This is a genomic window from Staphylococcus sp. LKG3-1 (assembly GCF_048568385.1).
GTDB classification, from domain to species: Bacteria; Bacillota; Bacilli; order Staphylococcales; family Staphylococcaceae; genus Staphylococcus; species Staphylococcus saprophyticus.
Genome location: NZ_CP183796.1, coordinates 2,341,273 through 2,356,890, shown reverse-complemented (window position 1 = coordinate 2,356,890; position 15,618 = coordinate 2,341,273). Strand labels below are relative to the sequence as shown.

The window sequence follows — 15,618 nt, the reverse complement described above, 5'->3', positions numbered from 1 at the left end:
TCCTATATAACATTAATCAATTTCTTTGAAGTAAACGCTTACAAATAGCAAAAAAAATATACTTTTAATAATTTAAATCTAAATTAAGTTAATAGTAAATTAAATAAGTAAAAACACCAATAAATTTGACATATTTAGAATTTATATATTAACATTAGAATATATTTTCAAAATTCGGAAATTTTTCCAATGAATAGGTGGCATCTTTTTATATGGTTCTAGATCATCTTATTAATAAACACTTTGAACAACTAACAGAAAATGATTTACATATTATCAATGTTATTAGACAAAATATTGATCAAATTTCAAATATGAAAATTCATGATTTAAGTAAACTGACCCATACTTCCATCTCCACTATCCATAGACTTGTTAAAAAAATGGGATTTGAAGGTTATAGTAATTTTAAATTTTATATAAAAATGGATTCAAATAATGAATCACCTCAACTTGCAAGCGCCGATCCAATTATTGAAGATGTGAGAAGAACCGTAGAACATCTTGAAATGTTTGACTATCACACGCTTAATCAATTAATCGAAACTGCTCCATTTATCTATATATTTGGTACTGGTATGGCACAGCAAAATGTTGCACGTGAAGCGCAACGACATATGTTATCTATTTCAAAAAGAGCAATCGTTATAAATGATGAAACCGAATTGCGTTTAGCCATAGATCAAATGTCTGCTGATGATTTACTGTTTATCATCTCATTATCAGGAGAAACCAAGAATTTAATTGATCCCATACAACTCATTAAATCTCGTGAATTGCATTACGTATCTATTACGACTTTGCATGATAACTATATCGCTAAAAATGCTGCGTTTAATGTATATGTTAATAGTGCACCTATTCAATTTTTTAATACTACAACATACTATAGTTTTACACCTTACTATGTTGTATTTGATTTTATAGCTAGAACGTACCATAACTATAAAATCAATAATAACTCATTCCTGTAATAATTCATCTAAGTCTAGAAAACATTATAGATGCATATGTGTTTTTCTAAATAATATAGGCTACTTTCACTCAAGGTGCCATGCTTCATTTCAATAAAGTGTAAGAAAAGAAATTGATCAAGTTGATATTTCTTTTCTCACTTCCACTAACATGTACACTTTAGTGTTTAGCAGTTTTATTAAGTAGTTGCTCTACTTCCTCTCTTATTTGAGGAACTGAAAGTCCAACAATGACCTGAACGTTTTTACCACTCTTCACTAATCCATGTGCGCCTCCATTTGATTTAAAGTAATCATCTGCCGCTACTTGTTCAGGGTTTGCCACTGTTACACGTAATCGCGTTGCACAATTGGTAACATCCACTATATTTTCTGTGCCACCTAAACCTTCAATATATACTTCAGCTTTTCTTTGATATTCGTTAGAACTATTAGAGACGTTGCTTTGATTTTTATTTTCACGATAATCTTTTTTCGTATATAATTTAGTATCTTGATTGTCGTCTTTTTCTCTACCTGGCATCGGTATATCAAACTTCAATATGATAAATCTAAATAAATAATAGTAAATAAAGATAAAAATGATACCAATGATAAATTGCGCTACATATGTCCCCCAATGTGAACCAAATAATGGAATCCAATTTGTTGCTGCAATTTCAATAAAACCGCCTCCTAAGTTACCAACTAATCCAAATGCATGCATAGTCGTAACCATTGTTGCCCCTAGTATGGCATGTATTAAAAATAAGAAAGGTGCAATAAAAATAAAGGTAAATTCTAATGGTTCTGTAATACCAGCAAATACTGCCGTCAATGTAGCTGCTAATAATAACGCACCGACTTCTTTCTTTTTATGAGGTTTGGCAGTGGAATATATTGCAAGTGCTATACCTATTGATCCAAATATTTTAGTATTCCCTTGTAATAAAAATCCGCCGCCAGGGAAGATGTCTTTCAATGATTTCTTGGTCTCTGAATATTCAGTAAGGTGCGAAATCCAATATGATTTAATGCCACCATTCACAACTGCAGGTCCATATTCAAATGGCGTATAAATAAAATGATGTAATCCTGTTGGAATTAGTATTCTTTCTAAGAAATGAAAGAGCCAAACCCCAACATAGCTAGATGAAGCAAGAAATACTTGTAACGATGCGATCCATCCTTGAACTATTGGCCATCCCCAACTTGTTAGAAAAGCCAAAGGAATCATGCTAAAGAACGCAAGCATTACCACAAATGGAGAACCTTGAAATATACCTAAAGATTCAGGTAACTTCTTATCGTAATACCGATTATGTAACCATATGGCGATACCAGAAATAATTAATGCACCAATGATATTAGTATCTAATGTTTTAATACCAACTAACTCAGTTATCCCAGTTACATCGTCAGGACTACCTTTAAAATCCACACCAAAAGCTGGCCCCCAAGTTGTTAATATGCTATTGATAAAATAATTAAACATCATATAAGTAACCACTGAAGACATGACCGCATGCCCCGCCGATTTCTTCGCTAATGAAATAGGTAACCCAATGACAAAAATAAGTTCAATATTTTCAAATACAGTCCATCCACCATTTTCAACTAGCGACCATACTTGAAACCATAAACCTTCTGGATCCGCAAGATGTCCCATTATGGCTTCATTTTTGAAAAGTGTAGCTATACCTATAATGATTCCAAAGAATGGAAACAATAATACTGGAACAATCATTGCCCCGCCAAATCTACGTATAGCATTACCAAAATTCCGTCCAATGTTCATAATAATCACCCTTTTTCCACGCAGTTAATGTAAGCGTTCTCTTAAGGTGATGATATGCTTTAGTTTATATAACATCAATATAACTAGGGGATTTTGACACTATGTACCTTTGAATGATTTTATTTTCATTAAAAGGTAATTTTTCCTGAATATCGTTTTCTAAAACTAAACTTTTAAATAACAATAACAAAGAGAAAAATTGGAATAATAAAAACAGTACCTAATCTGTAGATTAGTATACTGCTCAAGTTGTCATGACTTTATTGACCATGATAAATATTAAATTCTAATGGTTTCACTTCATTCTCTAACCATTCTTGATATATCAATTTCTTATTAATATCACTATTTATAATCGTAATACCACAGTCACCGCCACCTGCACCAGAGGTTTTAGCAGCACCGCCATATTTTTCTGCTACAGAACACAACACTTTGAGATGTGCCGTTTCTATATCTATCGTAGCTTCTTTATCCATAGATTGAATAATTTCGCGATTGGTACGAATCATTTGTTGTACACCTTTAATATGGTTTGTTTTAAAAGCATGGATCAACTTTTCAACACATAGGTGGGAACGTTCTAAAAACTTACCATAAAACGTTGGATCTGACTTCAAGCGTTTCACTTCACTCACTAAATGATGAGACGATGCAGGAGATCCTGTCCAACCAATCAATACTTCCATATTTTCCGGTGGTTGCAACGGTTCAATATGCAGACCTGGCCAGTTTTTATTCAATACTTCATTAACAGATGTATCTTCAATTTGTTGAGAGACCCACTCATGATCAAATGTACTGTACGCTAACCAACCAGTGTAAATACTAACAGCGATGTCACCACATGAACTTAAACTCTGCAATTTCATATTCGCGATTACCGCTAGTTTATAAATATAAAGATTTGATAAATGCGTTTCATAAAACTCATTCAATACTTTAACTACAGAAACAAGCACGGCTGCACTTGAACCTAACCCGTATTTATGGCCATTTGCGTCATCTAAATTACTATCAATCGTTAAATTGAAATGTTTTAAACTGATATGGTTACTGCGCACATACTGTTCAAATACTTCAATTGCTGTAATGACATATTTAAGTTGTTTAGCTGCATGTACATCGGATACGACGATTTGATCTTCTCTTCTTTGAAAAGTCACTGGATCATGATGTAGTGTTTTAGAATGTATGGTACCTTGAGGGGCATTTGAGTCTTCAATTGAAGCAGTTACAAATCGATCAACCGCAATTAATACGGATTTATATCCTGGTTCAGTAACTGCATATTCACCTGCAATATAGAGTTTACCTGGTGCTTTTACTTGAATCATTTTATCTCTTCCTTACTCAATAATTTCAACGCCTGTACTTATAATGTCACTTGCAATAATTTGATCTTTATCAAAAGATTTATGTAGCGCATCAATAACTGCTTGTTGATTTTTCTTTTCTACTAAAATTTTCACATTAGGTCCTGCATCCATTGTAAAATAACATGGATATCCAGCTTTTCTACACTGATCAACAATATCCATCGCAAGATAGCTATCCTCAACCATATAAGTAAATGGAGGTTGTGCACCTAAATTGGTTGCATGCATACGTAAACCATTAGCTTCAATGACTTCACCCATTTGCATAAAGTCTTTTCGCTCAATGGCATGCTTAACTGACGCTATGTCTTCATCTACATGATTTAACCAATATTGATAAAAGCGAGATGTATCACGTGTATGTGACATACCGGCACGACTCGATACTTTTTTTGTTTTATTATTAATAACTACAAAAATCATTGCTAACTCTTGTTCCCAATGATCTGCTTCAATGGGAAAACTGTACGATGATTCATCATCATGCCCTTTTTCCCATTCTACAAAGCCACCGTAGATACTTCTTGATGCTGACCCAGAGCCTCTACGTGCTAACCTAGATAATGCTTTACCCGTTAATCCAAGGTTTAAAGCCTTGTCACAAGCAGCTGCTAATGCGGCATACGCACTTGCTGATGATGCTAAACCAGCAGCAGTTGGAACATGATTGTCGCTCTCTATATATGCAAACATTGTTGTGCCTGATGTCGCTCTAACAATATCCATATAACGACTAATTTTAGCTGATTCACTTGCAGTAACTGTTTCACCATTTAGTATAAGTGTATCTTTCGTATAGCTTTCATCAAACGTAACTTTCGTTTCAGTATAAAAGCGTTCTAACGCAACAGATAAACTATTATTCATTGGAATAATATATGTTTCGTCAGCCTTTCCCCAATACTTAATCAGTGCAATATTTGTATGTGCACGTGCCTTACCACTATTCACCAACTTCATTACCCTCCTAAATATTCAATCCATGTATGATGCGCACCTAATTGCGTTGCACTTTCTGCAATACGCTTAGCTGTCTCTTCATTAGTTGCAAGTACAATCATACTTCCACCACGGCCACCGCCAGTTAGTTTACCTGCAATCGCACCTTGCGCTTTACTGGCATCTAATATTTCTTCTATTTTGTCATGACTGACTGTAAGTGTTCTTAAATTTTTTTGACACAGATTAAACACCTTAGCTAATTGTTCAAAATTATGATGTTCAATTGATTCACTTGCTTCATGTACAAGTTTACCAATATGTTCAACATATTGCAGATATGTACTATCACCTTCACATAATTGGTGTACATCTTCAACAGCTTGTTTAGTAGAACCTCGAACACCAGTATCGATAACTACCATATAACCATTTAAATCTAAAGGTTTCAATGTTGTAACCTTACCTTGTTTGAACCATACGGGTTTATTTGAGACGATTGTTTGTGTATCTATACCACTCGGCTTACCATGAGCAATGCGTTCAGCCCAATTTGCTTCTTCTATTAACATTTCATCCGATAGTGGCTCATCCAAATAATCAAAACTTGCGCGCACAAAAGCGACTGCCATCGCAGCACTAGAACCTAATCCTCTAGAAGGTGGCAAGTTCGTATCGATTGAAACTTTAATAGGCGTCGCTATCTTATATTTTTCAATAAAACGTGTAATGACTGCTTTCAAATGCTCTGGTGCCTTTTGTAATTCTCCATCGTATACATCACTTTTTATATATGAAGCGTTTGTTGTCTCTAGAGATTCTATTTTCGCTTTAACTTTTCCAGTTGTAAATGGAATTGCAATAGCTGGTTCGCCAAATGTAACAGCATGTTCGCCTATTAATATTACCTTTCCATTCGCTTCCCCGTATCCTTGTTGTGCCATATTCTCAATCACCTTTAGTATTTTCTTTAATTTTATATTTTCTGTGTACTACACCTTTTTTGTGTATACCCGCATCCTAATTCTGCTTATGCAATGAACTATATTCCCTGGGAAATAAACTGTTTTCACAGCGTTCATTAACGATGCCTCGCTTAATTATTTAAAGCATCTTTAATATTCATTCTAAAACAATCGTTCTTTTTCTATTTTTGCACATACCATTACATATTATCTCATAAATTTCATATATTACCATACGACTCTAGTCATAGATGCATTATTTTAGCAAAGGACTTGAAATTAATGATTCAAATGCACTGTAAATCGTTGTTACAAAAAGTTAACACCAGCTACTAATTATTTTCAATACTTCCCTATTATAAAACGCACTAGCCATATATTCAAAAAACTCACGTTAAATTCAAGGAATTTTATTAGTACTGCATTTTTTAATCATACTTTCACTATATTACTTATTTCATTTCTATAATTCAACAGATATAAAAATCCATTACCACAAATTATGCTGAAATCCGCAAAACAAAAAGAACAGGTGAATTACTTCGATTTGAAGTATCTCACCTGTTCTTTAATTAACGTCAATCCATAGAGCGGTTTATTTTCGCATTACGTTCAATCATTTTTTCAAAATAACCTTCATAACTTAACCATTCTTCATCGGTAATAGGGTCCATATTCAAACGGCCACCTAAATCTTTAATTGCGTATAATAATTGAAACATGACATCTTGCACAGTAATCGTTCTGCCTAATAATGTTTCAAGTGAGGCCATGCATTGCGGTTCAATGTCAGGGTATGTGAATTTTGTTTCTTCACCTTGTAACGCACGCGCATAAAATGATTTCATCATATCAGCACGTTCACTACCATCACCTTCCACACAGAGATAAACTTGCACTGCTATTCCACCACGGACGCGTCTTTGAGAAATACCAGCAAATTTCTTACCATTAATACTCAAATCAAATTTACCGGGACAATAGGATCTTTCGATTTCATGTGTGTCGATATCTACATCTTCATCTTCAAACATTTTTGCAATTAATAAATACATTACAGTAAAAGCTTCATCAATGGTAATATCATGTTTACCTTTAAAGAGCAGCGATATATTAAGTACGCCTTGATCTAATACAACACCAAGACCTCCAGAATTTCTAACGATTGCATTGTAACCGCGCTCTTCTGTGAGGTAGCGAATCCCCTCTTGTAAATGAGGCAATCTTGAATCATGGATCCCCAGTATAACAGTATGCTGATGTACCCACGTTCGCACTACACTACACGATAAATCTTTTCCAACACTTTCTGAAAAAGTATCATCAAATGCAAAAGACTGCATTGGTTCTAATCCTGAGGAATGATCAATATAACGCCAATCTATACCATTAAAATATTTACTTGCTAAATCCATTATTGTAATGATTGTGCTGCAGTAATGATTGATAAATTATACACGTCTTCTTTAGAACAGCCACGTGATAAATCATTCACTGGAGAATTAAGACCTTGTAATACTGGACCTACTGCATCAAATCCGCCTAAACGTTGTGCAATTTTATAACCAATATTACCTGCTTCTAAGCTTGGGAATACGAATACATTTGCATCGCCTTGAATTTTTGCATCAGGTGCTTTTTTCTTAGCAACTTCAGGTACAATTGCTGCGTCAAATTGGAATTCACCATCTACAACAACATCTTCTAAATGATCTGCTTCAATTTTCTCTTGAGCTAAGTTAACAGCAGTTGCAACTTTTTCAACATCATCTGATTTGGCAGAACCTTTAGTTGAGAAGCTTAACATTGCAACGCGTGGTGACATGCCAAAGCTTTTAGCAGATTTTGCACTTTCCACAGCTATTTCTGCTAAATCTTGTGCTTCAAGTGTTGGATTGATTGCACAATCTCCAAAGATATATTGTTTATCGTCTTTAATCATGAAGAAAATACCAGAAGTTTTAGAGACACCTGGTTTTGTTTTGATGATTTGTAACGCTGGACGTACCGTATCACCAGTTGAATGTGCCGCACCACTTACTAAACCTTCTGCTTTACCAGTATAAACAAGCATTGTCCCAAAGTAGTTAACATCTTTCAACATCTCTTGCGCTTGTTCTTCAGTCGCTTTACCTTTACGGCGTTCAACAAATGCAGTAACAAGTTCTTGTTTCAATTCGCTTGTTTCTGGGTCAATGATTTCTAAATCTGAAATTTCTAAACCTTTATCACTAGCTAAGGCTTTGATGTTCGATTCATTTCCTAATAATATAGGAGAAACATAATCAGTACCTTGTAATTGTGTTGCCGCTTCTAATACGCGCTCGTCTTCACCTTCTGGTAAAACGATTTCCACGTTTTTTCCCGTAAGTTTTTCTTGTAATACATCTAATAAAGTCATTAGGGGCCTCCTCAAATTTCTTTTCTTAATTATTTTACGTTTCTCATTATACGTTATTGTTTCTTAGAATTCCATGTCACCAATTTGTAATCATTTACTTATGTTTTAAGTGTTCCTTTATGGTAGAATTTTGTAGTGAAGACATAGAATTTTTCATGAAAAAGGAGCGATTTAAATGCCACAAGCACCAGAAACGTTAGATGGATGGTATAGTTTACATTTATTATACGCTATTGATTGGTCAAGTTTACGCTTAGTTCCAACAGAAGAGCGTCAAACAATCGTAGATGAATTACAAACATTTTTAAATAAACATGAAGAAGCGCGTACAAATCACGTAGGTGATCATGCTTTTTATAATATTACAGGTCAAAAAGCAGATATTCTTTTATGGGCATTGCGTCCAGAAATGAAAGATTTAAATGCTTTTGAAAACGAATTTAATAAATTGAAGATTGCAGATTTCTTAATTCCAACCTATTCTTATGTATCAATCATCGAATTAGGTAATTATCTTGCAGGAAAATCTGACGAAGATCCTTATGAAAATCCACACATCAAACCAAGATTATTCCCAGAATTACCACAATCTGAATATATTTGTTTCTATCCTATGGATAAACGTCGTAATGAAACTTATAACTGGTATATGTTACCGCTAGAAAAACGCCAAGAATTAATGTATGCTCACGGTAAAATAGGTAGACAATATGCTGGTAAAATCAAACAATTCATCACTGGTTCAGTGGGCTTTGATGATTTTGAGTGGGGTGTCACTTTATTTGCAGATGATCCATTACAATTCAAAAAAATTGTTTATGAAATGAGATTCGATGAAACAACTGCACGTTATGGCGACTTCGGAAGCTTTTATGTAGGTCATATTGTGACTAAAGATAACTTACAAGATTTATTTGCTTTATAAAATCATTCAATGGATTTATCGTATTTCTCAAACTAAAGAAGGTAGCGGCAATTGATGTCGCTACCTTCTTTATATATTTTTTCATACATCTTCTCAATTTCCGATGTACACGTGTTATCAATTCACTTTAATCATAAAAAGAATTCTCAAATTTTATTAAGTGTGAATCAGCGCAATAAACAAAGGCACGCTCATCACATAAATAAGTGTGCCTTTGTTGAATGTAGTGTGTTTGGGAGAACTTTTAATCACTACTTAATTTAATATTAACTGTTGTATATTGTCGCTACTCAATACATGTCTGTAACAGTTAACTAATACTATTCTAACCTATTTGAAATATTTGAAACATAAATGTATTGAGTTAATTGCACAAAATACAGTTTCCCTTCATTTAAGCACTTGTTCCAATTCAAATAACAAATAACGATCATAAAGTGTTACAATAAAAAATATTACTTTAGCAACTTATACTCAACCTGTAGGCAGTGATTGTCAGGGTTGCTCAAATAAATATTAATTGGTGATTAAATGACAATATATAATCAAGCTATAGAAAGTTATGATGAAAAGATGGCAAAAGATGTCATCATGTTAGCAGGAAGAATATTATTAGAATCTGGTGCAGAAGGCTCTCGAGTAGAAGATACGATGACACGCATCGCTATCACTTTGGGACACAAAGAAAGTAATAGCTTTGTTACAAATACCGTTATCAACTTCATGCTTCATGATGAGTCATATCCACGTATGTATAGAATTAGAACGCGCGATACGAATTTACACCGCATTTCCAGAACAAATGGCATTTCTAGACGTTTGGCGCTCGGTGACATTTCTTTAGAAGATGCATTTCAAGAACTTCAAAAAATATATCAAGAACAAAGTATAAAAAACCACTACCTTTTTTATAAATTCATTGCTGCTGCCGTCATATCTGTCAGTTTTTTATATTTACAAGGCGGCCATTTAACTGATGTATTAACAGCGTTATTAGCTGGTTCCTTCGGTTATATTGTAGTCGAAATATTACAACAAAAATTGCATGCCCAATTTATCCCAGAATTTATGGGCGCATTAGTTATTGGATTAGTCACCATTATCGGTCATAATCTCATACCCGGTGGTTCAATTTCTACCATTATAATTGCAGCAGTCATGCCTATTGTACCTGGTGTATTAATTACAAACGCAATTCAAGATTTGTTTGGCGGTCATATGTTAATGTTTACCACCAAATCATTAGAATCGCTCGTTACTGCATTCGGTATTGGAGCTGGCGTTAGTACAGTACTTATTATATTTTAGGAGTTATGTCTATGTTTTGGATATTAAATTTTATATTTAGTTATACCGCTTCCCTATTCTTCGGCGTTATATTTGATGTCCCAAAACGCTTATATAACACGGTAGGTATCGTAGGTGCATGCGGTTGGATGGTCTATACCATATTTTTCGATGGTTTAAATACACATACAATTTATTCAAGTTTCTTTGGTAGTCTTGCATTAGGCTGCTTAAGTCATATTATGGCACGCTCTAAAAAAGAACCTGTCATCATTTTTATGATTCCCGGTATTATTCCACTCGTACCTGGTGGTTTAGCATTTGATGCTACGAAAAATTTAGTACTTTTAGAATTTAGTAAAGCCATTAATACAATGCTTGAAGTAACGCTTATTGCTGGTGCTATCGCCTTAGGTCTACTTTTTGCAGATCAAATTTCTAAACTAATTATTTCAGGTACAAAAATACGTAAAAAAAGAATCTAATATTTATATAAATAGCCACACATGCGTTGAAAAGAGTGCATGTGTGGCTTATTTTATTAAAAATTTATTATAAATTCATTTAGTCATAAATTATTAGCTATCAAAACCTATATGTTTCATTTATGACACAGATTCTTCTGCAAACTGTGATTTATTATCTTTTTGATGGATAAACCAATTTATAGATTTAACCCAATAAAAAACAAGCAGCACACCGTAAAGGAATACTACTTGTTTTAATTCACTATTTATTAAGTTTTCTATGCTTTATTCATAAAATAATCACAAGAAAAACTATTTATTCGTGTTTTCAGCCTTGTTCTCATTAATTAAATCTACAACTTCACTTTCCGAACGGTTTAAGATAAGCAAGCTCAATTTATTATTATCCATGCGTTTTAATTTTGGATAACGCACAATAAAGAAGATTAAACCAATCACTAACCAGCCGCCTAATGCGATGTATGAAGGTGCTGAAAGTGACGCCGGAGAACCTGGAACTAATAATAACAACAAGAAGATAAATGATACAATTGATCCTAAAATCGCAAATGTTTTATAAATAGGTCCATACGTGTTACTTGATTTATTATAACTAAATAATTTAGCTGCTGATAAACAAGTAATGAAATAAGCTATTGATACACCTGTAGAAGACATATCAACAATCCAAGTTAGTGCTGTACGACCTAACCAAGGTGCAATTAATGTAATGGTTACTAAGAAAATAATTGCTATATAAGGCGTCTTATATTTTTTATGCAACTTGCTGAATACAGAAGGCATAATACCTGAACGTCCCATTGAAAATAGGAGACGGCTTGAACTCATTAAGAATCCATTTAAGCCAGTAAATATACCCATAATAATCGCAATTGCTAATACAGCTAAACCAATATAACCAAAGGCTTCTTGCGTAACAGCACCCGTTAACCATAAATTACCGTTTAGGCTTGTTGATGTTGTACCTAACCAACCTGTATATAAAATCATTAAAACATAAGTAAATGCAGCTGCTAATAAACTATATACAATTAATTTAAACGTCTTATTTGGTGCAAAATCAAATTCTTCTGCCGTTTGTGGAATATTATCAAATCCAACATATGCCCACGGTGCGACAGCAACAATCATAATGATGGAAGTAAACCAACCTTCTTTTTCATTGGTTAATGGTTGTAAATTATCTAAAGAGAAATTACCTCCAAAGAACGAACCAAAGAACAATAGTAATATAGTAATAACCATCGCTACACAGAAGTAGTATTGTAGTGATCCTGACACACTAGCACCTTTAATCGCTATAAACATAAATACAATAAGCAATAACGATGCAATGAGAATTTCAGTGATATACACGTCCCAACCTGCAATAGTATATAATTTTCCTGTTTCTAAAATATCTGGCAGTAAAAATTTAATTAACAAACTAAACGCAGTAGCATTTAATGCCACTACACATATGTAACCAAATGTTAAAAACCAAGATGAGAAGAAACTTACATATCTTCCGAATCCTAAAAAGCTAAAAGCAAACGCGCCACCCGAAACTGGGAATCGTTCAACTAATGCACCGTAACTCACTGCAATAAGTATCATTAACAATGCACCTATGACAATACCAATCGCTGCTGCAATTGGTCCCGATTGTCCTATCCAGTCACCCGGTAGAATAAATGCACCCCAACCGATACAAGACCCGTAAGCAATCGCCCACACAAATTTTTCAGATAGATTTTTCTTTAAATCTCCTCTATCTACTTGCTGATTATTTTGACTCATAAAAAATTCACCTCATGGAGTGTATTATACCCACAAGATGAATTCTATAACAATTATAAATTTATATTTTAAACGTACCTATCACTAACATTAACCAACCTACAATAAACAGTACGCCACCAATAGGTGTAATTGCACCTAGTATGCGAATTTGTGTTAACGCTAAGATATATAAAGAACCACTGAAAAATACAATTCCAAAGAAAAGTAACCAACCCGCCCAATTTACATTGATCGAAGTTGTACCACTAATAATACCTATGGCTAGTAATCCAAGCCCATGATACATTTGATAAGTTGTTGCTTTTTCCCATACTGATAAATATTTTGCAGACAGCTTATTTTCTAATCCATGTGCACCAAACGCACCGGTACCTACAGCCATCATTGCATTTAATGCGCCTAAAATAATAAACACTTTCATCATGATCTATTCATATCCTTTACTATTTAAAATTATTTAAAAATCAAAAATGGAATCACCATTGCCTATTTCATCATCTGTTACTAATTTATTCGCAGTAAGTGATGAATTTGTGCTTGTATTAGATGAAGAAACACCTGATACTTTTCCACCCATTGCGCGAATCTCATCCTCAGATACACCCTGCTTAGATGAGACATTCTGTGACTTAGACGCTTTAAAAGAAGAAGACACATTAAAACTGTTGCCACTATATACTTTCTTATTAGATGAACTGTCACTCACTAATGACGTTAACGTATGAATCGCATAAATATGCTTTTCAAATTCTGCGTTACTATTTGCTTCATCTGCTTGTACTAATTCTTGTTCAATTAATTGAATAATTTTATCTTTTTCCATTTTTAAACCTCACTCTCGCACCAATTCACGGGTTGTTTACCATTGGCTTGTAGATATGTATTTGCTTGCGAATAAGGCTTAGAACCAAAGAATCCTCTATACGCTGACAATGGACTTGGATGTGGTGATTGAATAATATGGTGTTTCGATGTATCGATTAATTTAATTTTTTGTTGTGCGGGTTTTCCCCATAATATAAACACAACGTGTGTTAAATGTTCTGATACAGCTTGTATTACTTCATCGGTAAACGTTTCCCACCCAACATTTTTATGTGAATGTGCTTCACCTTGTCGTACTGTCAACACAGTATTTAATAACAATACACCTTCGCGTGCCCAATCTTGCAAATGCGGCGATTTTCTAATACATCCCACATCATCTTGCAGTTCTTTATACATATTTCTTAAAGAGGGCGGAAATTTCGCATCTGGTTGCACAGAAAATGCTAAACCATGTGCCTGGTTCGGTCCATGATAAGGATCTTGCCCTAATATAACCACCTTCACTTGTTCAAATGGCGTTAGATCAAAGGCTTGATAAATATTTTTTCTATCTGGATAAACAATTTCTGTAGTATACTCTTTTTCTAAAAAATCATGCATTGCAGCAAAATCATGTCGCGTAGTTATTTCATGAAAAACATCCGACCATTCCATATACCTCTCACCTCATTGATATAATAACATAAAGCACTACTTTTTTGCTTCGCAAAAATTATTAGTGGAACTTCTTGCTTTAAGCAAGTTTAGTACCACTTACGTATGAACTTTAGTTCATATGTTCTTATACCTTTTGCGCTTTAGCTCAGGTATTCCTTTATTCGTTACTTTCTCGACATCGAGATTATTAGTCCAACTACTTCTATAATAATATCTTTTTTCAATAGTGATAAATTTAACTTCACTACAAACTTCCTTTATTTAGAATACTCGACAAACGTGGTATGATATATGCAAAAGATATTTAGGAGTGAAATTCCATGGCATTGAAAAAAACATTAACAATTGCCGGTTCAGATACAAGTGCCGGTGCTGGCATGCAAGCCGACTTAAAAACTTTCCAAGAGCTAGGCACATACGGTATTGTAGCCCTAACTTCAATCGTCACGATGGATAAAAAATCATGGTCACATGATGTAACACCGATTCCATTTGATGTATTCGAAAAACAATTAGAAACGGCGATTTCCATTGGTCCAGATGCTGTTAAAACAGGTATGCTAGGTACACAAGAAATCATTAAACGTGCTGGCGACGCCTATGTTGAATCTGGCGCAGATTATTTTGTTGTAGACCCAGTCATGGTATGTAAAGGGGAAAATGAAGTACTTAACCCAGGAAATACGGACGCTATGATTGAATACTTACTACCAAAAGCGACAGTGGTCACACCAAATTTATTTGAAGCTGGTCAACTCGCTAATTTAGGAACATTAAAATCAATTGAAGATATGAAAAAAGCTGCTGAAGTAATTCATGAGCAAGGTGCTAAGCACGTTATCATTAAAGGTGGCAAAGCATTAGATCAAGATAAATCTTATGACTTATACTATGATGGTCAAAAATTCTATCAATTAACAACAGACATGTTCCAACAAAGTTATAACCACGGTGCTGGTTGTACATTTGCTGCCGCTACTACAGCTTATTTAGCAAATGGCAAATCACCGAGAGAAGCCGTTATCGCAGCTAAAGCATTTGTTGCCTCTGCAATTAAGAACGGTTGGAAAATGAATGACTTTGTCGGTCCAGTAGACCACGGTGCCTATAATCGTGTTGAACACATAGACGTAGAAGTGACAGAAGCTTAAATAATTTAAAAAAACCATCGTTAACTTGTAATGTTAACGATGGGCTTTTATATTCCAAATTCTAT

15 protein-coding genes are annotated in these 15,618 nt (G+C 34.1%); 5 read left to right on the top strand and 10 right to left on the bottom strand.

Annotated features, from left to right (window positions below):
* Positions 1–212: 212 nt before the first annotated feature.
* A complete protein-coding gene (locus ACM595_RS11650) occupies positions 213–974 on the top strand; it encodes a MurR/RpiR family transcriptional regulator (protein WP_002484064.1) in 762 nt (253 codons plus the stop codon).
* Between the two features lie 160 nt (positions 975–1,134).
* Here the strand turns inward: ACM595_RS11650 and ACM595_RS11645 are convergent, their stop codons facing one another.
* The 6 genes from ACM595_RS11645 to pta all read right to left on the bottom strand — a co-directional run bounded on the left by ACM595_RS11645 (position 1,135) and on the right by pta (position 8,435).
* The gene (locus tag ACM595_RS11645) at positions 1,135–2,751 is read right to left on the bottom strand and encodes an alpha-glucoside-specific PTS transporter subunit IIBC (RefSeq protein WP_037539044.1); all 1,617 of its coding nucleotides are present in this window, start codon (positions 2,749–2,751) and stop codon (positions 1,135–1,137) included.
* A 260-nt stretch (positions 2,752–3,011) separates the two neighbouring features.
* Entirely contained in the window at positions 3,012–4,088 is a 1,077-nt protein-coding gene (locus ACM595_RS11640) for a phosphomevalonate kinase (protein WP_041079769.1), read from the bottom strand.
* A gap of 12 nt (positions 4,089–4,100) precedes the next feature.
* Positions 4,101–5,084 (bottom strand): diphosphomevalonate decarboxylase, encoded by a 984-nt coding sequence (mvaD, locus tag ACM595_RS11635; RefSeq protein WP_037539081.1) that lies wholly within the window; start codon positions 5,082–5,084, stop codon positions 4,101–4,103.
* A gap of 5 nt (positions 5,085–5,089) precedes the next feature.
* Complete coding sequence (gene mvk, locus ACM595_RS11630) at positions 5,090–6,013, bottom strand: mevalonate kinase (RefSeq protein WP_011303760.1); 924 nt, start codon at positions 6,011–6,013, stop codon at positions 5,090–5,092.
* 599 nt (positions 6,014–6,612) lie between these two features.
* Positions 6,613–7,449: a lipoate--protein ligase family protein gene (locus ACM595_RS11625; RefSeq protein ID WP_037539047.1), complete on the bottom strand. Its 837-nt coding sequence runs from the start codon at positions 7,447–7,449 to the stop codon at positions 6,613–6,615.
* Complete coding sequence (pta, locus tag ACM595_RS11620) at positions 7,449–8,435, bottom strand: phosphate acetyltransferase (protein ID WP_115343911.1); 987 nt, start codon at positions 8,433–8,435, stop codon at positions 7,449–7,451. Before pta ends, ACM595_RS11625 begins: the two co-directional genes overlap by 1 nt.
* A 175-nt stretch (positions 8,436–8,610) precedes the next feature.
* On the opposite strand from pta, the gene hemQ reads away from it, so the two are divergent.
* From hemQ to ACM595_RS11605, 3 genes are all read left to right on the top strand, one after another.
* A complete protein-coding gene (gene hemQ, locus ACM595_RS11615) occupies positions 8,611–9,360 on the top strand; it encodes a hydrogen peroxide-dependent heme synthase (protein WP_002484071.1) in 750 nt (249 codons plus the stop codon).
* A 537-nt stretch (positions 9,361–9,897) separates the two neighbouring features.
* Positions 9,898–10,668 (top strand): threonine/serine exporter family protein, encoded by a 771-nt coding sequence (locus ACM595_RS11610; protein WP_372059134.1) that lies wholly within the window; start codon positions 9,898–9,900, stop codon positions 10,666–10,668.
* An 11-nt stretch (positions 10,669–10,679) separates the two neighbouring features.
* The gene (locus ACM595_RS11605; RefSeq protein WP_011303765.1) at positions 10,680–11,132 is read left to right on the top strand and encodes a threonine/serine exporter family protein; all 453 of its coding nucleotides are present in this window, start codon (positions 10,680–10,682) and stop codon (positions 11,130–11,132) included.
* A gap of 294 nt (positions 11,133–11,426) precedes the next feature.
* Here the strand turns inward: ACM595_RS11605 and ACM595_RS11600 are convergent, their stop codons facing one another.
* The 4 genes from ACM595_RS11600 to ACM595_RS11585 all read right to left on the bottom strand — a co-directional run bounded on the left by ACM595_RS11600 (position 11,427) and on the right by ACM595_RS11585 (position 14,399).
* The gene (locus tag ACM595_RS11600) at positions 11,427–12,914 is read right to left on the bottom strand and encodes an APC family permease (protein WP_002484074.1); all 1,488 of its coding nucleotides are present in this window, start codon (positions 12,912–12,914) and stop codon (positions 11,427–11,429) included.
* A gap of 61 nt (positions 12,915–12,975) precedes the next feature.
* Positions 12,976–13,338, bottom strand: a complete 363-nt coding sequence (locus ACM595_RS11595) for a DUF423 domain-containing protein (protein WP_002484075.1) — start codon at positions 13,336–13,338, stop codon at positions 12,976–12,978.
* 36 nt (positions 13,339–13,374) lie between these two features.
* Positions 13,375–13,740 (bottom strand): DUF5327 family protein, encoded by a 366-nt coding sequence (locus ACM595_RS11590; protein ID WP_115343912.1) that lies wholly within the window; start codon positions 13,738–13,740, stop codon positions 13,375–13,377.
* A 2-nt stretch (positions 13,741–13,742) separates the two neighbouring features.
* Complete coding sequence (locus ACM595_RS11585) at positions 13,743–14,399, bottom strand: uracil-DNA glycosylase (protein WP_002484077.1); 657 nt, start codon at positions 14,397–14,399, stop codon at positions 13,743–13,745.
* Positions 14,400–14,722: 323 nt separating this feature from the next.
* On the opposite strand from ACM595_RS11585, the gene thiD reads away from it, so the two are divergent.
* Complete coding sequence (thiD, locus tag ACM595_RS11580; RefSeq protein ID WP_115343913.1) at positions 14,723–15,553, top strand: bifunctional hydroxymethylpyrimidine kinase/phosphomethylpyrimidine kinase; 831 nt, start codon at positions 14,723–14,725, stop codon at positions 15,551–15,553.
* Positions 15,554–15,618 lie beyond the last annotated feature (65 nt).

Bases quoted from the DNA above. Each gene is read 5' to 3' on its own strand.
- ACM595_RS11600 (WP_002484074.1), bottom strand. From the start codon at position 12,914: ATGAGTCAAAATAATCAGCAAGTAGATAGAGGAGATTTAAAGAAAAAT.
- ACM595_RS11605 (WP_011303765.1), top strand. From the start codon at position 10,680: ATGTTTTGGATATTAAATTTTATATTTAGTTATACCGCTTCCCTATTC.
- ACM595_RS11645 (WP_037539044.1), bottom strand. From the start codon at position 2,751: ATGAACATTGGACGGAATTTTGGTAATGCTATACGTAGATTTGGCGGG.
- ACM595_RS11595 (WP_002484075.1), bottom strand. From the start codon at position 13,338: ATGAAAGTGTTTATTATTTTAGGCGCATTAAATGCAATGATGGCTGTA.
- ACM595_RS11650 (WP_002484064.1), top strand. From the start codon at position 213: ATGGTTCTAGATCATCTTATTAATAAACACTTTGAACAACTAACAGAA.
- ACM595_RS11640 (WP_041079769.1), bottom strand. From the start codon at position 4,088: ATGATTCAAGTAAAAGCACCAGGTAAACTCTATATTGCAGGTGAATAT.
- hemQ (WP_002484071.1), top strand. From the start codon at position 8,611: ATGCCACAAGCACCAGAAACGTTAGATGGATGGTATAGTTTACATTTA.
- ACM595_RS11590 (WP_115343912.1), bottom strand. From the start codon at position 13,740: ATGGAAAAAGATAAAATTATTCAATTAATTGAACAAGAATTAGTACAA.
- ACM595_RS11625 (WP_037539047.1), bottom strand. From the start codon at position 7,449: ATGGATTTAGCAAGTAAATATTTTAATGGTATAGATTGGCGTTATATT.
- ACM595_RS11585 (WP_002484077.1), bottom strand. From the start codon at position 14,399: ATGGAATGGTCGGATGTTTTTCATGAAATAACTACGCGACATGATTTT.
- thiD (WP_115343913.1), top strand. From the start codon at position 14,723: ATGGCATTGAAAAAAACATTAACAATTGCCGGTTCAGATACAAGTGCC.
- pta (WP_115343911.1), bottom strand. From the start codon at position 8,435: ATGACTTTATTAGATGTATTACAAGAAAAACTTACGGGAAAAAACGTG.
- mvk (WP_011303760.1), bottom strand. From the start codon at position 6,013: ATGGCACAACAAGGATACGGGGAAGCGAATGGAAAGGTAATATTAATA.